The 21,177-nt window shown below is 65.7% G+C and carries 24 protein-coding genes and 1 pseudogene; 14 read left to right on the forward strand and 11 right to left on the reverse strand.

Annotated elements, in window-relative coordinates; translation table 11 throughout:
- The first annotated feature begins 6 nt into the window (after positions 1-6).
- From IU459_RS26115 to IU459_RS40150, 9 genes are all read left to right on the forward strand, one after another.
- Positions 7-900, forward strand: a complete 894-nt coding sequence (locus IU459_RS26115) for an XdhC family protein (protein ID WP_195132213.1) — start codon at positions 7-9, stop codon at positions 898-900.
- Positions 897-1,487, forward strand: coding sequence for a nucleotidyltransferase family protein (locus tag IU459_RS26120; RefSeq protein ID WP_195132214.1), 591 nt, complete (start codon positions 897-899; stop codon positions 1,485-1,487). Before IU459_RS26115 ends, IU459_RS26120 begins: the two co-directional genes overlap by 4 nt.
- A complete protein-coding gene (locus IU459_RS26125; protein ID WP_195132215.1) occupies positions 1,484-2,371 on the forward strand; it encodes an AAA family ATPase in 888 nt (295 codons plus the stop codon). The genes IU459_RS26120 and IU459_RS26125 overlap by 4 nt, the downstream gene beginning before the upstream one ends.
- Before the next feature lie 13 nt (positions 2,372-2,384).
- A complete protein-coding gene (locus IU459_RS26130; protein WP_195132216.1) occupies positions 2,385-3,035 on the forward strand; it encodes an SRPBCC family protein in 651 nt (216 codons plus the stop codon).
- Positions 3,032-4,231: a vWA domain-containing protein gene (locus tag IU459_RS26135; protein WP_195132217.1), complete on the forward strand. Its 1,200-nt coding sequence runs from the start codon at positions 3,032-3,034 to the stop codon at positions 4,229-4,231. The genes IU459_RS26130 and IU459_RS26135 overlap by 4 nt, the downstream gene beginning before the upstream one ends.
- 155 nt (positions 4,232-4,386) lie before the next feature.
- Positions 4,387-4,713, forward strand: coding sequence for a hypothetical protein (locus IU459_RS26140; protein WP_195132218.1), 327 nt, complete (start codon positions 4,387-4,389; stop codon positions 4,711-4,713).
- Positions 4,713-5,294 (forward strand): carboxymuconolactone decarboxylase family protein, encoded by a 582-nt coding sequence (locus tag IU459_RS26145; protein WP_195132219.1) that lies wholly within the window; start codon positions 4,713-4,715, stop codon positions 5,292-5,294. The genes IU459_RS26140 and IU459_RS26145 overlap by 1 nt, the downstream gene beginning before the upstream one ends.
- Positions 5,295-5,687: 393 nt before the next feature.
- Positions 5,688-6,347, forward strand: a complete 660-nt coding sequence (locus IU459_RS39795) for a hypothetical protein (protein WP_195132220.1) — start codon at positions 5,688-5,690, stop codon at positions 6,345-6,347.
- Between the two features lie 236 nt (positions 6,348-6,583).
- Positions 6,584-7,045, forward strand: a complete 462-nt coding sequence (locus tag IU459_RS40150; protein ID WP_195132221.1) for a pyridoxal-phosphate dependent enzyme — start codon at positions 6,584-6,586, stop codon at positions 7,043-7,045.
- Between the two features lie 90 nt (positions 7,046-7,135).
- Here IU459_RS40150 and IU459_RS26160 read toward each other — a convergent pair whose 3' ends face one another.
- From IU459_RS26160 to IU459_RS26170, 3 genes are all read right to left on the reverse strand, one after another.
- Complete coding sequence (locus tag IU459_RS26160) at positions 7,136-7,408, reverse strand: hypothetical protein (RefSeq protein WP_195132274.1); 273 nt, start codon at positions 7,406-7,408, stop codon at positions 7,136-7,138.
- 95 nt (positions 7,409-7,503) lie between these two features.
- A complete protein-coding gene (locus tag IU459_RS26165) occupies positions 7,504-8,283 on the reverse strand; it encodes an enoyl-CoA hydratase-related protein (RefSeq protein WP_195132222.1) in 780 nt (259 codons plus the stop codon).
- 64 nt (positions 8,284-8,347) lie between these two features.
- A complete protein-coding gene (locus IU459_RS26170) occupies positions 8,348-8,782 on the reverse strand; it encodes an ester cyclase (protein ID WP_195132223.1) in 435 nt (144 codons plus the stop codon).
- 545 nt (positions 8,783-9,327) lie between these two features.
- Between IU459_RS26170 and IU459_RS26175 the strand changes: the two genes are divergently transcribed.
- Entirely contained in the window at positions 9,328-10,524 is a 1,197-nt protein-coding gene (locus IU459_RS26175) for a hypothetical protein (RefSeq protein ID WP_195132224.1), read from the forward strand.
- Between the two features lie 192 nt (positions 10,525-10,716).
- Positions 10,717-11,730, forward strand: a complete 1,014-nt coding sequence (locus IU459_RS26180; RefSeq protein ID WP_195132225.1) for a BtrH N-terminal domain-containing protein — start codon at positions 10,717-10,719, stop codon at positions 11,728-11,730.
- A 32-nt stretch (positions 11,731-11,762) separates the two neighbouring features.
- On the opposite strand, the gene IU459_RS26185 is transcribed toward IU459_RS26180, so the two are convergent.
- From IU459_RS26185 to IU459_RS26210, 6 genes are all read right to left on the reverse strand, one after another.
- Positions 11,763-12,617, reverse strand: coding sequence for an ABC transporter permease (locus tag IU459_RS26185; protein WP_195132226.1), 855 nt, complete (start codon positions 12,615-12,617; stop codon positions 11,763-11,765).
- Positions 12,617-13,591: an ABC transporter permease gene (locus IU459_RS26190; protein ID WP_267469876.1), complete on the reverse strand. Its 975-nt coding sequence runs from the start codon at positions 13,589-13,591 to the stop codon at positions 12,617-12,619. Before IU459_RS26190 ends, IU459_RS26185 begins: the two co-directional genes overlap by 1 nt.
- A complete protein-coding gene (locus IU459_RS26195) occupies positions 13,588-15,117 on the reverse strand; it encodes an ABC transporter substrate-binding protein (protein WP_195132228.1) in 1,530 nt (509 codons plus the stop codon). Before IU459_RS26195 ends, IU459_RS26190 begins: the two co-directional genes overlap by 4 nt.
- Before the next feature lie 24 nt (positions 15,118-15,141).
- Positions 15,142-16,101 (reverse strand): oligopeptide/dipeptide ABC transporter ATP-binding protein, encoded by a 960-nt coding sequence (locus tag IU459_RS26200; protein WP_228838525.1) that lies wholly within the window; start codon positions 16,099-16,101, stop codon positions 15,142-15,144.
- A complete protein-coding gene (locus tag IU459_RS26205) occupies positions 16,101-17,060 on the reverse strand; it encodes an ABC transporter ATP-binding protein (protein WP_195132230.1) in 960 nt (319 codons plus the stop codon). Before IU459_RS26205 ends, IU459_RS26200 begins: the two co-directional genes overlap by 1 nt.
- Before the next feature lie 589 nt (positions 17,061-17,649).
- On the reverse strand, positions 17,650-18,123 hold the full coding sequence (locus IU459_RS26210; protein ID WP_195132231.1) for a hypothetical protein: 474 nt from the start codon (positions 18,121-18,123) through the stop codon (positions 17,650-17,652).
- Positions 18,124-18,429: 306 nt separating this feature from the next.
- Here IU459_RS26210 and IU459_RS26215 point away from each other — a divergent pair, with 306 nt between their 5' ends.
- Together IU459_RS26215 and IU459_RS26220 are read left to right on the forward strand one after the other, a co-directional pair.
- Positions 18,430-18,735, forward strand: coding sequence for a hypothetical protein (locus IU459_RS26215; RefSeq protein WP_195132232.1), 306 nt, complete (start codon positions 18,430-18,432; stop codon positions 18,733-18,735).
- A 27-nt stretch (positions 18,736-18,762) separates the two neighbouring features.
- Positions 18,763-19,074 (forward strand): annotated as a pseudogene (locus IU459_RS26220) (hypothetical protein); the annotation flags it as partial.
- A 69-nt stretch (positions 19,075-19,143) separates the two neighbouring features.
- On the opposite strand, the gene IU459_RS26225 reads toward IU459_RS26220, so the two are convergent.
- Positions 19,144-19,806, reverse strand: a complete 663-nt coding sequence (locus IU459_RS26225) for an SRPBCC family protein (protein ID WP_195132233.1) — start codon at positions 19,804-19,806, stop codon at positions 19,144-19,146.
- 138 nt (positions 19,807-19,944) lie between these two features.
- On the opposite strand from IU459_RS26225, the gene IU459_RS26230 reads away from it, so the two are divergent.
- Entirely contained in the window at positions 19,945-20,592 is a 648-nt protein-coding gene (locus IU459_RS26230) for a TetR/AcrR family transcriptional regulator (protein ID WP_195132234.1), read from the forward strand.
- A 3-nt stretch (positions 20,593-20,595) separates the two neighbouring features.
- Here the strand turns inward: IU459_RS26230 and IU459_RS26235 are convergent, their stop codons facing one another.
- The gene (locus IU459_RS26235) at positions 20,596-21,177 is read right to left on the reverse strand and encodes a helix-turn-helix domain-containing protein (protein WP_195132235.1); all 582 of its coding nucleotides are present in this window, start codon (positions 21,175-21,177) and stop codon (positions 20,596-20,598) included.

Here is a 21,177-nt window from a genome sequence, read left to right on the forward strand (position 1 = left end):
TCACCGATGAAGATCACCGAGCGTGCACAGCAACTGGCCCGCACCCGGACGCCGTTCGTGCACGCTACCGTCGTGCGCGCGCAGCAACCGACCTCCGCGCACGCCGGGGACGAGGCGATCCTCTTGCAAGACGGGACGATCGAAGGATTCGTCGGCGGCCAGTGCGCCCAGAACTCGGTCCGTAAGGCGGCGCTGGGCGCCCTGCAATCGAACGAGAGTGTGCTGCTGCGGGTCCTGCCCGACGGCGATCTGCAATTTCCTGAGGCGCCCGGCGCGACGGTGGTGGTGAATCCCTGTCTGTCCGGCGGAGCGCTGGAGATATTCCTCGAGCCGCAGATCCCGGCGCCTCTGGTTCGGATCAGCGGCGTGACACCTATCGCGGACGCACTGGCAGATGTGTGCGAACTGGTTGGATTCGAGGTGCAACGCAGTGCTGCCGACGCCGACTCGCCGGAATCGCTAGCAGACACGACCGCGGTGGTGATCGCCAGCCATGGCGGCCCGGAAGCCGGGTTGATCCGCGCTGCGCTCGACGCCGGAGTGGGGTACGTCGGCCTCGTCGCCAGCAAGGTTCGGGGAGCATCGATTCTGGACGAGCTCGGATTGACCGACGCCGAGCGAGCGCGCGTGCGCACACCGGTGGGTCTGCCGATCGGCGCCAAGACGTCCGCGGAGATTGCCGTCTCGATTGTCGCGGAGGTGATCCAGGCGATCCGCAAGGGCGGTTTGGCGGTCCCGGCCCGCCCGGCGAGCGTCGCATTCGAGGCACTCGATCCGGTGTGCGGCATGACCGTGACGGTTGGGCCGGACACACCACGTCTCACTATCGACGGTGTCGACCACTGGTTCTGCACCTCCGGCTGCCGCACCTCCTTCGTCGAGGCGCATCAAGGCTCATGAGCGGTTTCGTCACCGGAGTCGTCCTCGCCGCGGGAAGCTCACGGCGTCTCGGCACTGCGAAACAGACTCTGCCGTATCGGAATACGACAATCCTCGGCGCCACCCTCGACGTGGTGCGATCCTGCGCTTTCGATCAGATCATCGTCACCCTCGGCGGCGCGGCGGCAGAGGTGCGGCAGCAGGTCGATCTCACCGGGGTGGAGGTGGTCATGGCCGACGACTTCGGATCGGGCTGTTCGTCGTCGTTGCGTTCGGCCCTGAGTTCGGTGCATCCCCGGGCCACCGGAATCGTGCTGATGCTCGGTGATCAACCTGGTCTGTCGGCGTCGACCGTCGAGCGACTGATCGCCGAGGGAACGACCGCCGCGATCACGGTCTGCCGGTACCGGGACGGTGTCGGGCATCCCTTCTGGCTGAGCCGCAGCCTATTCGGCGAGCTGGCCCGATTGCACGGCGACAAGGCCGTCTGGAAGATCATCGAGTCGGGGCGCGTCGCGGTGTCCCGGCTCGACGTCGACGCGCCGGTGCCCTTGGACGTGGACACCTGGGACGACTACGAGCGCTTACGCGCCGCGACGCCGCCATGATGTCGCCGTTCGACGATGTCGAGGACGTGGTGCGGCGATTCGACGCCGACGACTATCTGCTCGACACCGGGACCGCCGCGGCGTTCTATCTCGCCACCACGCTGGGGCGGCCGCTGCTGCTGGAAGGCGAACCGGGCGTGGGCAAGACGACGGCGGCCAAGACCCTTGCCACCGTGCTCGGCGCACCGCTGATCCGCCTGCAGTGTTACGAGGGCCTCACCGTGAACGAAGCGCTGTACGACTGGAATTATCAGCGTCAGCTGCTCAGCATCCGGCTCGCCGAGGCGCGCGGCGCCGACCTCACCGAAGCCGACCTGTTCACCGAGGCGTTCCTGGTCGACCGCCCGATCCTGCGCTGTGTGCGCTATCGCGGTCCGACGCCGCCGGTACTGCTGGTCGACGAAATCGACCGTGCCGACGACGAATTCGAGGCGCTGCTGCTCGAATTCCTCGGTGAGAACACGGTGACCGTCCCCGAACTCGGGACCTTTGCGGCCGAGCAGCCACCGCTGGTGGTACTGACCTCGAACCGCAGTCGCGACCTGCACGACGCGCTCCGGCGGCGCTGCCTCTACCACTGGATCGACTACCCGGAACCAGTCCGCGCCGTCGCGATCGTGCGACGCACCGTGCCGGGGGCCACCGACGCGCTGATCGAGCATGCCACCCGATTCGTCGCCCACGCGCGCGGTCTCGATCTCGACAAACCGCCCGGCGTCGCCGAGACCATCGACTGGATCGCCGCGTTGGCGACCCTCGACGTCGCCGATCTCACCGCGCCGGGCGCGGTCGCCGCGCTGAGCGCATTGGCCAAGACACCCGACGACCGCGCCACCTTGCATGTGGCATTCGTCGAATACACCCAGGGCCTGCCCACCGGATGAGAGGGATACCGCGATGAAGATCGTCAATGAGTTCACCGTCCACGCACCCGTCGAGCAGGCATGGGAGGTGCTGACCGACCTCGAGCAGGTGGTCGGGCTGATGCCCGGCGCACAGATGGCCGGTTGGGAGGGAGACGACTTCCTCGGCCGGCTGAAGGTCAAAGTCGGCCCGGTGACCAGCGAATTCACCGGGAAGGCGAAATTCGTCGAGCGCGACGAACACGACCATCGCGCGGTCATCGACGGCCGCGGCCGGGATACCCGCGGATCCGGAAACGCAGCGGCGACCATCACCACACAACTGCGCCAGGACGGCGACGACACCCGGGTCATCGTGGACACCGACCTCAAGATCGTCGGCAAGCTCGCCCAATTCGGCAGCGGGATGCTGCAGCAGGTGTCCGAGAAAATGCTCGGTCAATTCGTGACATCCTTGGAAGCGAAACTCTCGGCGGGCGATAAGGTCGCCGCGGAACCGGTAACCGGGCCGCATAGGGGAGAGGCGCAGCCGCAACCTATCGCGGAATCCGAGCCGGCACCGCTGGATCTCGTCGATCTGGTCGGGCCCGCGATGATCAAGAAGTATGCGCCCGCCATTGCGCTCGTGCTCGCGGCCGTGCTCGGAATCATCCTGGTACGCAGGCAGATGCGCCGGACGCGATGACACGAGCGGTTCTGCTGCGCGGCATCGACCTGGCCGCATTCGCCGTCGCGGTGGTCGCGCGGCTGCGGCGTGGCGGCGTCGCGGTGGCGCCGAGCGGGCCCGCGCTGTTCGTGCAAGCCTTGCGTCGTATGGCGCCACGGTCACGTACCGAGCTCTACTGGGCTATGCGACTCACACTCGTCGATCGCATGCAGGATCTCGCCGCCTTCGACGCGGTCTTCGCGGCGGTGTTCGCCGGCGCGGTGCTGGGTGTGGATCCGCCGAGCCGGGCGCACGAACAGCCGGCCGAACGCATGACCGCACCCGGCGTGAGTGGTCGGGCGCAGGCTCGACAAGGCGGTGAAGTCCCTTGGGCGACACTGCAACCAGCTACCGGCGCCGACCGGTCGATCGACCGGAGTGTGACGCTGCCGGACGTGCTGCCCAGCCGGTTCTCGGCACGAGAACAGGAACCGTTCGCCCGCTTCGATCCGGACGATTTGCGGACAGTCGGCGCCTGGCTGGAGCAGGCCTCGGCGTTCTGGCCGCAGCGCAGCAGCAGGCGCTACGAGAACCATGCGCAGGGCAAGCGGATCGACTTCCGGGCGACGATGAACAACTCCCGTCGCACCGGCTGGGAGCCGGCGGTGCTGGTCCGCACTCGTCCCCGGCGCCGCCCGCGCCGAATCGTCATGATCTGCGACGTCAGCCGCTCGATGCAGCCGTATTCGACGGTCTACCTGCACCTGATGCGGGCTGCGATGCAGCGCCGTTCGCCCGATCGACCCGAGGTGTTCGCCTTCTCCACCTCGCTGACCAGACTTACCTCGGTGCTCGCACACCGCTCCCCGGATGTCGCGGTGGCCCGGGCGAACGACAAGGTGCTCGACCGATACGGCGGCACACACATCGGCCGATGCCTCGGCGCGCTGCTCGCGACCCCGTCCGGTAACGCGGTGCGCGGCGCCGTCGTCGTCATCGCGTCGGACGGCTGGGACAGCGACACCCCCGATCTCCTCGCCCGTGCGATGGCGCGGATCCGACGCCGGGCCTGGCGCGTCATCTGGCTCAATCCCCGTGCGGGCGACTCCCGATTCCAGCCGGCCACCGGTGCGATGGCGGCGGCGCTGCCGTTCTGCGACATCATGATGCCCGCGCACACACTGGCGGGCATACACGCGTTCGTACAAGTTCTGGCATCGTCGGTCGTCATCTGACGGGCGCTGGTGGATCGGTGCGCAACTGCGGATCGGTAGCGCCCCCGGCCCACAGCGCACGTTTGCCGAACGTACCGCGCCGTGGCGCGGCGCGCCTATCGTTGTGCACGTGCGGGCAAATAGCTGAGAACCAGGGAGGAGAGGCGGAGGCCGCTGTGCCATACGAGGACAAGAAGCGAGCAGCGCATCGGGCTCTGGTGGACCGCGTCCTGTACGGACAGGGCACCGCATCTGCGGACCAGCGCGCCCGCGCCTTCCGCAACGCGGATGTTCCCCCGCCTTTGCACGCACTGATCGACAAGGTCGCCACCAGGCCGACGCAGGTCACCGACGCGGACCTCGCCGCAGCCACGGCATCGGGCTTCAGCGAGGACCAGCTTTTCGAACTCGTGATATCCGCTGCGGTCGGCCGGTCCGCCCGGCTGTACGACGCGGGACTGGCGGCCTTGGCCGAAGCGACCGGCAGCGAGGAGGCCGGATAGTGCGCCTCGACATCCTCGACCGCGGTTACCGTCCCGGGACCAAGTTGCTGTTCACGCTCGTCCGAGTGTTCTCCGGCCAGCCGGTACCGGACGCCGCCAAGCTGGTCTTCTACCGGCCCGACTTCTACGGTGCGCGGGCGAAGAAGTTCACTCACGAGGCAATGCGGGGACCCTCCGCCTGGTCGGTAGCCGACCGAGAGCTGATGGCGGCCTTCGTGTCGAAGGTCAACGAATGCGCGTTCTGCATCGGCGCGCACACCGCGACCGCGGAGCAGGCGTACCTCGACAGCGCGAAGGTGCGAGCGGTGCTGTCCGACGTGGAATCGGCGCCCATCGAGCAGGGGTTGCGGGCAACGCTGCGGATGCTCGGCAAGCTGACCCGGGAAGGAACGGTCGGCGTCGAGGACATGCGGGAAGTGCTGTCCGCAGGTGTCACGCCCCGGCAGGTCGAGGACGCGCTGGCGGTCTGCGCGGCGTTCAATACGACCGGCCGGCTCGCCGACGCATTCGGCTTCGAGCTGCTCAGCCCCGCCGGCTTCGAGGCAGGAGCCAAGTACCTGCTCAAACGGGGCTACCGATAGGACTGCAGCTCTACCGTCCGGCACAGGGCTCCTGACCAGATCGAACGTTCGCCCCGCCGGCGATGGAGCGGAGCAGCGCCGACGGTTCGACGTCGGCTCGCTCCATGTCTCGTCTACGTCGTCGCTGACCACCACCGTCGGCCCGAAATGACGGTCCGGCACCCATGCGAGCACGCGCAGGGCCTGCCGCCGACTGTCGAGCGTCGGCGCATCCACGTCGGTTCCCGGCGAACTACGGTGAACTCGAACGTCCAGTTCGACGGTCCGCCCATGCTGCCGCGCGAGGAATAACACCTTGTCCAAGGGCGCAACCCGCATCTCGGCGTGACATTTTCGCGACCATTTCGTAATGTATCGGTGACCTATTCTCGACAGTAACCGGTAATCGACATCATGCCTGGTCAACACCGCAAACAGACCGCAGCCCGGAAGCTCACGCCCCTGACTGTGGGTGGCATCGCGGCCACTATCGCCGTCGTGCTGTGGGTGGCGATCCGACTGAGCCCAGCTGCTCAGCAGGCCGCGGCGGTCGATTCGCCGCCATCGTCCGCCGTCGAAAACGACCCGGCCCCGACCACCGTGCCCGCAACAACTCAGCCGCCACCGGCGCCGGTGGCGGGAGCGGCCGCAGCCGAGCTACCACCACCGTCGGCCAAGGAAGCGGCACAGCACCTGCCGCCACCGCCTCCGTCCGTCCCGTGTTCGACGGAACTCGCCGGCACACGGCCGCATGTGGCAAAGGTGGGCAACCTGCTCAAGAAGACGTTCGGCATCACCGACATCGGCGGTGCCGTCGGCCGTGGCGACGGCGACCACGGTGCCGGGCTGGCGCTCGATCTCATGACATCCGATTTCGCGCGGGGCGACGCAATCGCCGAATTCGTGCTGGCCAATAAGAAGCGCTTCGGTGTGACCTACGTGATCTGGCGGCAGCGGTACAACGACGGCAGCGGTTGGTCATACCTCGAAGACCGCGGGAGCCCGACCGCCAATCACTACGACCATGTGCATGTGTCGTTCCACAAGGCTGCCGATGTGGACGTGACCTGCTGATTGCGGGCCACCGTCGACACCTTCGCGGGCCTCGTCTCGGCGGCGGCCTCTACAGTCGGCGCCACACGACCACATCGAGATAGCGGCACTCGCCGCCGTACTGGGCTGATGCGCGCCTGCGACGTCCGGGCATAGCCACAGTGGCGCGAGGTCGCCAGGGCCGGGTGCGCCACTTACCTGTCAATGCCTATGCCCGATATTGACCGCCGGGCGTGCGATGTCCACGTATTGGTGTAATGCAGCCGATTATCTGGGATGAAAGTGCGAATCGTGCACTCAATCACAAGTATTGGATGGCACGCAGGCTGATCAGTGCGCTGCCGTCCCGATATCGTGAGGTGGTCGTCGGTACCTGCGGTAATTACGGTGTGGCGTTGCTGCTCGCCTGCCGGGAACGTGGCATCAGTGCGACGGCATTCGTTCCCGAATCCACGCCCGAGGAGACCCTTGCGATACTGCGACATCTGAAGTGTAATGACGACACCGATCAGACCGGCGAACACCCCCAGAGCTGTCTTGGTGTCCGAGCGAACGTAGAACAAGACACCCAGAAAGACCGAGATCGCGGTTCCCCGATGAGCACCGGATCGCGGAGAAGATCACCCCACCGACTGTTCATCCATCCACGATATCCGCTCGGCCATCCGGGATCTCGGCATTGCACGGGTACGCCACACGGCTGTGTCTTCGCGAAATAGGCTGAGCTGTCGCCGAATTCGCGCGAATTACAGCCGTTTGCGGGTCGGCCGCAAGGTGCTCACACCGCGACGGCACGAACTGTTCGAGAGTCAACTCTTCGGGCGGCGGCGGATGCCGGAACCGCCGTCGGTGCGGCAGGGGTCGCGGTGCTGCCGCCGAACCGGTCCGTCCGACACCGGAGGAAGCAGGGGAGCCCGAGCCGCCCGGAGGTCGGGCCGAGTGCGCGAAGTGGTCAGGATGACCGCCATGGCGATAGCGATGGCCGCGGCTGTCAGAGCGGCGGTGGCGGGCCAGCCGAACCAACCGACGGCGGCGGCACCGAAAGCGGCACCCGAGCTGCCGCCGATGAAGTAGACGATCATGGACGCGTCCTGACGCCTGCACGGCCCCACTCGTTCCGGCCTGTCGTGAGCGCCCTATGAGTGGCGCGCCGCAGTGAAAACAGTCCCTGGCGGCGCTAATCACGCCAGACGGGTGGGCGCTTCGCTAGGAAGGCCGCCATACCTTCGCGGGCGCCGGGAAGTTGAGCGGCGGCGGCCATGACTTCCAGGGCAAGGGCGTAGGCATCTGCCTCGGGGCGGTCGAGCTGGCCGTAGAGAGTGCGTTTGCCCAGTGCCTTGTTGGCCCGGCTGCCTCGAGTAGCGCGGGCCAGCAACTCACCCACGGCGGTGTCCAGCTCGGCGTCCGGCACCGCTCGGTTGACCAGGCCCCACTGTTCGGCGGTGCGCGCATCGATCGGGTCGCCAGTGAGGGCCAGTTCCATCAGGCGTTTACGGCCGACGGTCCGAGCCACCGGCACCGCGGGAGTGTGGCAGAACCAGCCTCCCTTGCCGCCGGGGAGCGCGAAACCGGCCGATTCGGCGGCGACGGCCAGATCGCATGAGGCCACCAGCTGGCAGCCGGCGGCCGTGGCCAGACCTTGCACCCGGGCGATCACCACCTGCGGCACCGACTCGATGGTCGACATGACCTCGATGCACAGTGTGAGCAGTTCCCGCACGCCGAGCAGGTCGCGCGCGGCGACGTCGGCGAAATCATGTCCCGCGGAGAACACCGGACCGTGCGCCGCGAGCACTATCCCGGTGGCGTCGGTCTCGCCAGCGGCCCGGAACGAGGCGAGCAGTTCGGCGAGATGCTCGCCCGACAGCGCATTGCGCTGCTCCGGCCGGTTCATGGTGATGCGTACCGTGTCGCCGTCCCGCGCGACCAGCACGTGCCGATACTCCAAGGCGGTCATATCTCCACCGTAGGTCTCTACGGGCACCGACACGACACCCCCGCAACGATCAACCCGGACGAGACTAGGTCGGAATGGCGCCGAGTTGTTGCATCTGCGAGAAGACATCGACGACTCCCCATATCTCGGCGATTCGACCGCCGGCGAAGCGGACGATGAAGATCTCGTTGTACGTGACGCGTTTGCCGGTTGGTGGCAAGCCCCGGAACTCGCCCTGATGGGTCCCGGTAACCGTATTCCTGAAGACGACCTTGTCCTCCTCGGCGATCGCATCCTCGACCGCGACGTGAATGTCGGGGAACGCGCGAAGGAGCACCGCCCACACTTGCTTCAGTGCCTGCGCTCCCGTTGCATCCATCGGCACCGGCGCGTGGAACAGCACGTCCGGTTCGACGATCTCGTCGATCGTCTTCGCGATGAGCTCCGCATCGCCGCTGTTGACGGCGTCGTGGAGGCGGCTGAACGTCGCTTTGTTGCTTGTTGCTCGGGCTGTCGACATGTGGCTTCTCCTCGGGTCGGGTCATTCAGTGCGGACCGGCCGGTGCGCCGCGACGGCCTTGCCGCCACTGTCGGCGGTCCAGATGGCGTCCGGAGCGAGGAGCTAGAGCAGCCCCGCTTTGTCGCCGGTGGCCGCCGCCGTCATGAACTGCTCTAACCCGCGCGATCTTCGCTCATGCCCCCAAGACACCGCGGAACGCCGAAACGTGACACGACACGGCGTGACGTGCATCACCTGAGTTCGCCTCGCCGGCCACATTCACGCGCTGCCCGGCGACGGGAGTGCGCCCGATGCTGGGAGGACCGCGCGCACGGCAGCACCTACCCGGTCGGCGACTATAGGGCGCGGCACTAGACACTGTCGCGGTGAAACTGAACTCGGCGGACTTCCAGCGCGGCGGTTTCGACGCCGACGACGCGCAGAAGGTGATCGCGATGCTCGCATCGCTGGGTGTCGACATGGCCCGTTCCGCGATGCTGTGACCCGTTTTTCGTTTCAGTCGTTTGTCGCAGTCTCAACGGTGGGGATGCTGTTCGATAGGTGCCGTGGATACTGCCGACTTCGCGCGCGTGGTGGCGGAATTCGGTCCGGGCTCCGCGCTGCTGGTCGAACCAGGCTCGTCGGCCGCAGCGCATGTGCCCCAGCGGTGGGCCGGGATCGCCGGCGGCCGCAATTCCCATGCCCGGCGCACCGCCGCTGTCGCGCTGTGGAACCTCGACATGTTCGTCGACCTGCTGCCGCGTTTCGGGGCTGTGCTGGACGAATGCCTCGACGATGTACGGGTCTGCCTGCTGCGTGGCGACTGGGTCCTGCTGTATGCGCTGCGAAAGCCGTTTCAGCCGCACGAGTTCCGTATCGGTTGGGACCCCGAGACCTTCGGCGCCGACCAGCCACAGTATTGGGATGCGCTGCCTGAGGCGCTACGGGTGTTCCTCGGCACGGTGCACGCGGGGTTCACCGATCTCGATGGGATTTCTTTCGGCCCCACCCGGCCTCGCGGCATGCAGACATATCACACGCTGAACTTGAACGACGCCGTGCGGAATTGGGAAGCCGCCGAGGACATTCCGGGAGACCGGGCGATGCTCATCGCCAAGGGCTTGGGCGACACGCGCTACTTCGTCTCACCTGACCTGCCCAGGGGCACCATCGGCTGGGAAGCAGAGGGCCATATGGAGCGGCCACTGGACTTCGCCCAGACCTTCGACGAACTGATGAGCTATGGCTTCCAGCTCGAGCGTGATCGCCCGCCCGAGACCGCCGTACCCGCGACGTCGCCGACACCGCAAGAACTGCGGCAGGCGAGCATGTCTGTGCCGCGGGCAGCACGGGCGGTCGTATGGAACCGCGAACTCACCGAGGACACCGCACGCGGCCGAATCCGCGACCTCGTCGCCGAGCTACTCGACGCACTGGGTGGTCAGATGCGCCTTCACCCGCAGGAGGGCCTCGATGGCGAGACCATACTGCCGTTCGACGACGACGCGGGCAACATCTACCAGGTCGACCGGCTCGAGGCCCGATACTTCCTCGACCCACCGGCCCCGGACCGCGCGGACATCTATCCGCCAGTGATCATCCGGATCTGGGAGCAGTATGGCTGGACAGTGACGCTGTCCACCGACGCCGAGGGCATCGTCGCGCATGCCCGAACCGCCGACTGGTACGAACTCACCCTGACCCACCGCGATGACACCTTGCGCCTGTCTGTCGCATCACCCGGTTTCGACCGGTCGCACTGATTATCGGGTGGTGGGAAGTTCGATTGGACTCTCCCACCGCGGGAGACTCCACCATGATCGCAATGCTGTTCTCGTCGCCATCCACGAGCGCGGGCTGCCCGCGATCGCCCGTACGTGAGTCCTGTGTCGGCGGGCAGAGGCATCGCGAGAAGAGCTGATGACCGGCTGATGATCTGCGCCAGAAAGGCATGCATGACCACGGTGATAGACATTGATGCCCGCAGTACACAGCACTGTGAGACGACAGCTCTGGGAGTGCTGCTGCGGCATCAGGGAATCGATCTGTCCGAGCCGATGCTCTTCGGCCTCGGCTCCGGTCTGTCCTTCGTCTACTGGGACAGTAAGGCCATGGGCTTCCCCTTCCTCGGGGGCCGGGTCAAGCCTTTCGACCTCACCAGAAACCTGGCGACGAGACTCGAACTGGAGCTCCTGGTCCAGGAGACCACCTCCGCACGTAGGGCTTTGGAGAACGTGGTTGTGTCCATCGACGCCGGGCACCCCGTCGGGCTGCAGCTCGACAGCTACTATCTGGACTACTTCAGGTCGAAGGTGCACTTCGGCGGTCATGTCGTCGCTATGTACGGCTACGACGACCACGACGCCTACCTGGTGGACACCGACCAGCAAGGCGGAACGGTATCCACCAGCTTGACCAGTCTCGCCCAGGCCAGGGCGGCGCGCGGCCCGATGACCGCCAAGCACCGGTCCTTCACACTCACCGCTCCGAGAAATCTGCCCTCCCCACGGAGTCAGATCATTCCCGCCATCAGGGCCTGCGCCGACGCCTTCCTCAACCCGCCCATCGCCAACCTCGGCCACCGGGGCATCGAGAAGGCCGGCAAGCTGGTGCGCACATGGCTCCAGCGGACCGACAACCCGCAGCGCGATCTAGCACAGGCTGCCCTCTTGATGGAGAAGGCCGGCACCGGCGGCGCCCTGTTCCGTAACTTCTACCGCGATTTCCTCGCCGAATGCACCCAAGCGCTCGACAGCCGCCACCTGCGCACCGGCCACGGTTTGTACAGCGAGGCAGCCACCCTATGGACAGAAGTCGCGGCACTGATCACGCAAGCCGGTGAATCAGGCAATGCGCAGTATCTCCTACAGGCAGGCACCATCCTCTGCGATCTTGCACGCATCGAGCGCGAGGCCATGCAGGCGCTGAGCCGCCTAGCGAGTGACGCCCCACACGCGATCCAGCCCTGACAGGCTTCGGAACCTACGGTCCTGGAGGTAACTCATACCGGAGGGGTGGAGAGAAGATCACGGCACTCATCGCCGATTCGGTAGGTCGCCAGCACAGCGACGGCAATGAGTACACCGGGCGCCAAGACTTGGCCCGGTGCGCTCAGAATGTGCTGGTAGGCGTTGTTCAAGTCGCCACCCCAACTCGGCGCGGGAGGCTGGATGCCCAAGCCGATGAAGGACAGCGCGGCCTCGATGATGAAAGCCAATCCGGCGAAGACCGCAGCTTGGATTATCACCGGACCGATCGCGTGCGGGAGGACATGCCGGATCAGGATTACGTGAGCAGGGCATCCGGACATCCGTGCGCTGAGCACGTACTCGCGGCGCCGTACCTCGGCCACTCCGCCTGCGGTCAGACGCGCGATGACAGGTGCGAACACCACGCCCACCGAACACATCGCAGTCACGAGGTCGGGGCCGAGAACACCGGTGATGGCAATGGCCAGCACCAGCGCGGGAAAGGCGAGAAAAGCGTCGGCCATTCGCATCAATACCGTCCGGAACCAGCGTGGTCCGTAGCCCGCGCCGAGCCCCCAAGGGATGCCGAGCGCCAAACCGGCACCGACCGCGATCAGAACGCCCGCGAACGACGACCTGCCGCCCCAGATCAGTCTGCTCAGCACATCCCGGCCGAAATTGTCGGTTCCGAGCAGGTGAACGGTGCTGGGGCCGGCGAATCGGCTGGTCAGGTCCTGATCGGTCGGACTGTACGGTGCCACCACCGGCGCCAGGATCGACATCAGAACCAGCACACCGAGGATGCCGACGGCGACCCACAGCCCGACGCGTGACCAACGCCCACCCCGATCGCTCGATCGCGTCTCATCGAGAAGCAGCGCGGTCATCAGTGTGCCTCCGCTCGCAACCGCGGCGTCAGCACGCCGTTCAGCACATCCACGAGCAGATTCAGCCCTAGAACGATGGCGACATAGATCAATACGATGCCCTGCAACATCGGGTAGTCGCGGGTCTGGATAGCCGTGAGCAGGGCTCCGCTCATTCCGGGCAGCACGAAAATCTGCTCCAGCACTACCGTCGCACCCAGTATGCCGATGGCGAGCAATCCGTACACGGTCAGCAGGGTCGACAGCACATTGCGGAACGCGTAGCGCCACACAACGGTTCGCTCGCGCAGCCCCATGGCCCGAGCAGTCCGGACGTATTCACTCGACAGCGCATCGATCATCGCGGCCCGGACTTGCCGTACCACAACAGCGGCCGCACCTGCCGCAAGCGCTGTTGCGGGCAGCACCAAGTGCTGCAGATTCCCAACGGGGTCCTGTCCGAACGGTATGTACCCAAGGGCTGGAAACATCGCCAAACCGACCGCGAACACATCGATCAGCACGATGGCGAGAAAGAAATCCGGCACCGCGAGCCCTATTCCGGATACCGCGCGGACCACGCCATCGGATCGGTGACCGGACCGGTACGCGGTCCAGACCCCTACCGGTATCGCAACCGCAGCCGACATCACCAATGCCAGTCCGACCAGCTGCGCGCTGACCGGAAGCCGGTGCAGCACCTGGTCGGCTACCGGCGCGCCGTTGACCAGCGATGTGCCCAGGTCTCCGCGGAGCACTCCGCTGAGCCAGTGCCAGTACTGCTCGTAGAGGGGCTTGTCCAGGCCGAGCCGCCGGTTGATGACGGCTGGGTCCACATCGGTGGTACTCACTCCGATCAGGGCCTCCGCGGGCCCGCCGGGGACCAGGTGAATCAGCAGCAGAGTCAGCACCGTTGTCAGGAACGCGGTTGGGCACATCTGACCGAGCCTCCTGAGCACCAGTCGCACGAGGTCGCTGTCCGTCAATCGCTTCATGACACGGCCAGATGTGCCAGTTCCGGCGTACCGTTGAGTGGGGGGACGAAGCCATGGACCCGGTCGGTATAGGCGCTCACGGCCGGCGCGTGGAAGATCGGAATGAACTCGGCTCGCTGGATAAGGATCTGGTTGATCTGCTTGACGACCGCCAGTTGCTCGGCCTCGGAGTAGGTGTCGTTCAGCTGCGCGATCAACCTGGCGATCTCGGGGTTGGGCTCCGCATTCTGCCGGAAGTACGACGTCGATCCGAGCAATGAGTTGTAGTTCAGCGGCGCCGACCATTGCGAGGGCCATCCGACGCTGAATACCTCGGCGCCGTTGTGCGCGACGAACTGCGATATTGCCTGGGGACCAGGGATATTGGTAAAATTGACCTCGATTCCGACCTTTTTCCATTGCTCGGCGACCAGCACTGCTACGGTGGAGAAGGGCGGCGCGGCCACGGATATGCCGCGGATCGGCACACCGTTGGGAAACCCCGCTTCGGCGAGCAATTGCCGGGCCTTGTCCGGGTCGTACGGCCAGGCGTTGTCCGCCGCGTCGTCGTGAAATGTAGCGCCCGGCGGGTACACCGACCATGCGGGTATTCCAGTGTCGCTGTTGAGGACAGCCTTAGCAATGGCCTTGCGATCCAAAGCGTATTCCATCGCCAACCGCAGTTTGGGATTGTTGACGGGGTTGTTCTTGGTGTTGATCATGATCGCTGTAAAGCCGAGCTGCGGAGTACGTTCCACCGTGATGTTGGGGAGACGCTCGAGTCCCGCAGTCGCGGATTCGCTTACCCCGTACGCGAAGTCGGCGGCGCCGGATGTGAGCGCGTTCGTCATCGCCGTGTCGCTGCTGATGATCTTTATGTTGATACCCGCAGCTATGGGGCCCGGTCCGCTCACCGGCCGGTAACCGGCGAACCTGGTGAAGAAGTACTCGCTGTTGGGTACCGCGCGAGCGAATTGATATGGCCCGGCGCCGACCGGATGGTTCGCGAAGTCGTTACCGTACTGACGTAATGCGGTCGGGGAGGATACGAAACCCAAGCGGCTGCTCAGATAGCCGGGCATTCCGGACGTCGGGCTGCTCAGCTTGATGGACAGGGTGTCCGGAGCCTCGACATCGATGCTCTTGATGGAGGGAACCGATACGAGCCCGGTGGCGAGGCAGTGCTCCATACTCACCTTGACGGCTTGCGCGTCAACGGGAGTGCCGTCGTGAAAGGTCGAGCCCGAGCGGAGTTTCACCGTAAAGGTCAGTTTGTCCGGACCGACGAAATCCCACGAGGAGGCCAGCCCCGGCTTAGGTTTCAGAGTCTTCGGATCGATATCGATGAGTGGGGCATAGATCAGTTTCAGATAGGTCAGGTCATAGCCGGAGTTTCCGGCACACGGATCGAGCGAGCTCGGCGTTTGCGGAGTGGCGACATCAACCGCCGCATCGGGGTCTGCGGGCGCGGGTGACGAGCCACCACTACACCCGCTCAGTACGAGTGTGGCGGCCATGAACGCGCTGGCGGTCAATTTTCGGATCATGCTGGTTCTACTTCCTAATCGGTGTCACAACGAGCCGGCCTGCCATGCATCGGCGGCTCGGTCCCGGAAGTGGCATGCAGTCGAGTGGTCATCCGCATCGCTCATCAGAACGGGCGCGACGCTCGAGCAGCGCTCGGACGCCAACGGGCATCGGGTGCGAAATCGACAACCGGACGGCGGTTTGCCACGCTCGGAAATCTCCCCCTGAAGGAGAACCCGGCGTCGATCACGACGTGCGAGCGTCAGTCTGGGTACGGCTGCGAGCAACGCTTGCGTGTAAGGATGCGCGGGAGACTCCAGAATCGTTTCCGTGGAACCGATCTCCACCAGCTGTCCCATGTACATGACGCCGACCCGACCCGCGATCTTGGCTACCGAACTCAGGTCGTGGGAGATGAACAGGTAGGTCAATCCATGCTCGTCACGCAATTCGGCGAGAAGCCGGAGAACATCGGATTGCAGCGACATGTCCAACGACGCGACCGGCTCGTCGCACAGGATCAGGTCCGCGCGGGATGCGATGGCGCGGGCGATGGTGACGCGCTGCCGCTGTCCTCCAGAGAGCTGAGCCGGTCTTCGATCCGCGAGATCGTCGCCGAGCCCAACGCGTCGTAGGAGCTCGACGGCCGCAGGTCGCAGTGATCGCGGAATGCGCAGCCGCTCGGGCGCCATGACTTCGGCGACGCACTGCCAGACCGACAGACGCGTATTGAGGGCGGAGCGCGGATCTTGAAAGATCACGTGCGACGATCCGCCGGCGCGCCGATGCCCCGATGACGCACGACGAATCGTTCCGGCAGCAGGCTTTACGAGTCCGGCCAGCGCATGAGCCAACGACGACTTCCCGGATCCGGACTCTCCGATAATGGCGAGCGTCTCGCCTTTGTCGAGAGAGAAGCTGACATCGTCGACGGCGAGCAGCCGATCGGCACCGCGGCGATACTCCACGACCAAGTTGCGGACTTCGAGGAGACTCTCGACCATCAAGCCACCAACCCATCGAGCTCCAGTTCGGAACTGCGCAGGCAGCGCGTCGCCGATCGGCCGGCAAAGACCAGGTCGGGATGTGTAGTGCGACAACGATCGACCGCGTAGGCGCAGCGCGGTTGATAGGCGCATCCCTCGCGGTTGAGAGCCGGCTCGCGTACCGGCGCGGACTTGTCGATCCGCATTTCGAGCGCGGTTGCCTGCAATAGATTCTGCGAGTAGGGGTGAGCCGGGCTGTGCAGGAGGTCGTCTCGCGATGCGATGTTGACCACTTCGCCCGCGAACATGGTGACGACGCGGTCACACAGGTCGGCGACCACACCGAGGTCGTGGCTGATGAGCAGGATCGACAGCCCCTCTTCATCGGCGAGCGTACGAAGCAGTTCGATGATCTGCGCTTGAATGGTGACATCGAGCGCGGTGGTCGGTTCATCGGCGATCAGAAGCTTCGGGCCACAGGCCAGCGCCATGGCGATCATCACCCTTTGGCACATGCCACCGGACAGCTCGTGCGGAAAGGCATGGAGCAACCGATCGGGTCCGGGTAGGCCGACTCTGCCGAGCAGTTCGACTGCCCGGGCTGAAGCCTGACGCCGGGTGATCCGCTGATGCGCCCGAAGCACGTGGGAGATCTGCCGGCCGATGGTCAGCACGGGATTCAGCGAGGACCTGGGTTCTTGAAAGATCATGCTGAGATCACGGCCCCGCACAGCCCGCAGCCTGTCCGGAGATGCGCGCAGAAGGTCGTCGCCATCGAAGACGATACGTCCTGCGACCTCGGCTCCGGGCGGGTAGAGGCCGAGGATACCCAGACCGGTAAGGGTCTTCCCGCTTCCGCTTTCGCCGACCAGGCCGACAACCTCGCCTGCGTCGAGTTCGAAACCGATCTCGCGAAGAAGCCTTCCCGCAGCCGGAAGCCGGAGCGAGAGATCGTCCACAATCAGGAGTGGGGCCATGAGGGTTCCCTCAATCGTGATGTCCTGGTTCGGATTCGAGCTCCGACCATGTTGTGCGGCTGTTCGCCGGCCGAATTGAATCTGAACTCAACCTCAAATTGTGATCTACGTCAAGTACCGGTCCGGAATCGATGCCACTGCGGCGCTCCTGCGCTGGTGAAACGCACGGCAGCCGAAAAGACTCGAGCGGAATACCCGCCCGAGGCCGCGGATCTTGGCTGCGCCGACTCCAACGATCTGGCCTCATCGGCCCAAACGTGGTAGCGCGGTTCATGCAGTACGACAGTCCGCCAGTGACTCCGAGTCGTCATGCGTCAGCCACAGAGATCGACCCGCGGCAGAGTTCTGTTATGCCACAACGTTGTCCAGTATGTGCCTGACAAGAGTGGGGTGATCGCAACACTTGGCGGTCCCGCTGCGGGCGAGCGGAGTGACATCGGGTGATCGCGCCGGGGCCGACGCCGATCCCGCAGCTCACCGCAGTGCGAACCGGGATCCGGACAGGGCGTTGCAGATGCTGGACGCCACTAGCGGGGGAGTCCGCGGGTCCGCATGCGCGCGGTGCAGGTGGTGACGGCGCTACGCCTGGCTACGTCGCGGCGTTCGCGAGCTGCCGATAGAGCCGCGCCAGTTTCCCGGCGTCTTTGCGGTCGAATCCGATTCCCTCGTCGATCTCATGGGACAGGAGCTCGAGCCAGTCCGCGATCGCCGCGTGCTGGGCGGGGCGGAGGCCGCGCAGTGTCGTCTCGTCGTCGCGTCGCGCACTGCCGAGAAAGCTGCTGAGATGGATCCAGAGTTCGAAGTCGTACGGTTGGATCAGCATCAGCTTCAGCACCGCCGGGAGGTAGTACTCGACGGCCTGCGCGGTCATGTATGTGAAGTCTTCCATGTGCAGGCCGGGCAGGAAGCTCGAGCGGTCGATGTCCGCCCGTGAGCGGCCGTGAAAATGCGCGATGACGTACGGCGCGTCGATGCTCGGCGGTGCAAGATCGTTCTCGGTGAGCGGCAGCGAGCCCGCGAACACCTGATCGATTCGGTGCGTGACCTCATCGCGGCTCCTCATGGCCGCCACAACCTACCGCACCATCGCTTCGATCCGAGGCCACACCTGGACGTTGTTCGGGGACCGCGCGAATTGCCTACTTGCGGTCGCGGTTCGCCACGCTGCGGTCGCTGCCTCCGCCATATCTGGATGATCACAGCAAGCGGCATTCCGCACCCGGCCTCGCCACACCCCACGTAGTGTTCCTCCCGTAGTGTGCACGTTCTCTCCTGAGCAACCACGCAGTTTCTGCTCGCTACCGCTCGGACAGCCCGTCCGGGACGGTTACCGATTCAGACCGCACGGAACCAGGACAAGGAGATCGTCATGAAAGCCACACGCCTCGTTCGTCTGGGTCTTCCCCCGTTCTTCGCCGCCGCGGCGGCGCTGTTGTTCTGTCCGCCGACTGTCTCCGCGCAGGAGATGTGGAGCTACAACTGCTCGTCCCATTCGCCGGTGTGGGAAGGCAGGGTGACCGCTATGGAGTGCACGGCGTCGAACGGTGCGCCGGAGAGCGGAGAGATCACGCAGCCGTTCATCGTGAACGGCGGCGAGGTCATGAGCTGCTCATCCGGATGGGCTCACCTCCCTGACTTGATGGGCAAGGAATGCATATCGGCGCCGATGCAATAGTTGATCGACTGCGTCGGCCGGTGGGCCTTGCCGATTCCGGCAAGGCCCATTCGCTTCCTGCCAGCAGGATCGCAGGAGGAGCCTTTCGGCTCGATCCTGGTCTCGGCCGACGGAGAGGTGCTCTTCGAGGACCGTAACCGGATCAAGGCCGGTGACCCGACGCGCCACCCCGAGTTCGAGATCTCTCGGTGGTCAGCGACCCATCTGTCGCCGGACGAGCGTGCCGCGGCCACCGTCTATGCCTCCGGCGAGCACTGCCCGATGTGCGCGGCGAGCCACGGATGGGTCGGCCTCGGGCGGATCGTGTACGCCGTGTCCTCCGGCCAGTTGGTGGAATGGTGCACGCTTCCCCAGCTGAAGTAGACGCGCTCAGCCACGCCGAGAAGCCTGCACGGCCCTGTGAGGTTTCTAGCGTTCGGCGGCTGCGCGCAGGTCGGCGAGCCAGGCTTCGAGTCCGGCGCCGAGGAAGTAGGTGGAGGTCGGTACGTCTGCTTCGACCTGGGCTCCGTTCCAGTTCTCCTCGGTGCGTACGAGGACGCCGCCGTCGACGGGGGTGAAGGTCCAGACGTGAATGCCGCCGTCGATGCTCATCCCGTCGCCGATCGCTGGACCGGTCCAGCGGATGCACCGGCCGGGCTGCATCTGCTGGACGGATGAGGTGATGGTCAGGGTGGTCGCGGGGGTGGTGGCGGTGGCGGGGGCGGGCGTGGTCCATCGGAACCGCGAGCCCGGCTGCAGTGGCCCCGAGTCCAGGCGCTTCGTGCTGGTGACGGACTGCTGCCAGGACGGCCAGCGTTCCACGTCGGTCTGCAGGTTCCAGATGGTGTCCAGCGGCGCCTTGATCAGGGCCTCGGTCCGGTAATGGATCGGGGCGGCGGGATCGATGCCCTTCCCGCCGCAGGTCAGCGGCGCCGGGTCCGCTGTGGGGCCGTCAGCGAGGGACGGTGTGGCGGTGGCGCCCAGGATTCCGGCGGTCAGCGCGATCCCGACCAGGGCGGCCCGCACGGAGCGGGGAGTGATGCCGGAGGTGGCTCGAGCCTTGGGCGTGCCGGACGGGCGAGTGTCGGTCATGGTTCTGCTCCTCGTTGACGTGCCACCCCAAGGAGTGGTTAGTACCTATTACGTAAGTTAGAAGATATAACCACTCCCGGTAATAAGCAAGAGGTAAAGTAATAACCTCTAACCAGATGGCCCGGAACGGAGTGGTCCATGACGCACGCAGCCGCGAAGAGCCCGCGGGAGCGCTATCGCGCGCAAATGCAGGCGGAGATCAAGCAGTGCGCCTGGCAGCAGATCGCCACGGCGGGTGCCTCCGCCCTGTCGCTCAACGCGATCGCCAAGCAGGTGGGCATGAGCGGCCCCGCCCTGTACCGGTACTTCGCCAGCCGCGACGAGTTGATCACCGCACTCATCCGCGACGCCTACCGCAGCCTCGCCGATACCCTCCGTGCGGCTCGACACTCCGGCGCAGACCTGGCCGGACTGGCCTACGCCCTACGGGAATGGGCTTTGGCCGACCCGCAGCGGTACTTCCTCATCTACGGCACACCCGTTCCCGGCTATCACGCACCCGACGACACGACCGAGATCTCGAACGAAATAATGACGACGCTGATCGAGGCCATCTCCGCACTGCCGGTGAGCCAGTCGACGACACCGTTCGACGCGCACCTCGAGAGCCATCGCCGGTGGGCCGACGGCCACTCGGTACCGGCCACCACCCTCCACCACGCCCTGTCCTTCTGGACCCGCTTGCACGGCGTTCTCTCGCTCGAACTCGCCGGCCAATTCACCGGAATGGGCTTCGACCCCGCCCTACTGTTCGCCGAGGAGCTCAATACCTTGGTGGCACACTGACGGCTACCGGTGCGGGTCGTCGCGTACGTGCGATCGCACCCCCTGCAGACCGAACAGGATGAGAAGCTCGACCGCGCCGCCGTCGGCGCTGCCCAGCCAGTGCGGCACGGAGGTGTCGAATTCGGCCGCCTCACCGGGTGGCAACGTCAGGTCGCGCTGGCCGAGCACAAGCCGCAAGTGACCGTTGAGCACGTACAGCCATTCGAAGCCTTCGTGCGTCTGCGGTGTCGGTTCCAGCGGTTCCGGCGGCGCAGGGATGATCATTTTGAACGCGTGCACCCCGCCCGGCCGCCGGGACAGCGGCACGAAGATCATCCCGAACCGCCTGATCGGTTTGAGGTGTATCCGGGGATCGCCGGTGCGCGGGGCGCCGACGAGGTCGTCCAGCGGAACGTCGTAGGCCCGAGCCAGCGGCAGCAGTAACTCGAGGGTCGGCCGCCGCTGCCCGCTCTCCAGCCGGGACAGGGTGCTCTCCGATACGCCGGTCGTCGTCGCGACGTCGGCGAGGGTGATGCCGCGGTCGCGCCGCAACGCACGCAGCCGCGGCCCCACCGCGTCGAGCACGTCGTTCAGTTCGCGGTCCAT

The organism is Nocardia amamiensis (genome assembly GCF_015477605.1).
In the GTDB taxonomy this organism is placed as follows: Bacteria; Actinomycetota; Actinomycetes; order Mycobacteriales; family Mycobacteriaceae; genus Nocardia; species Nocardia amamiensis_A.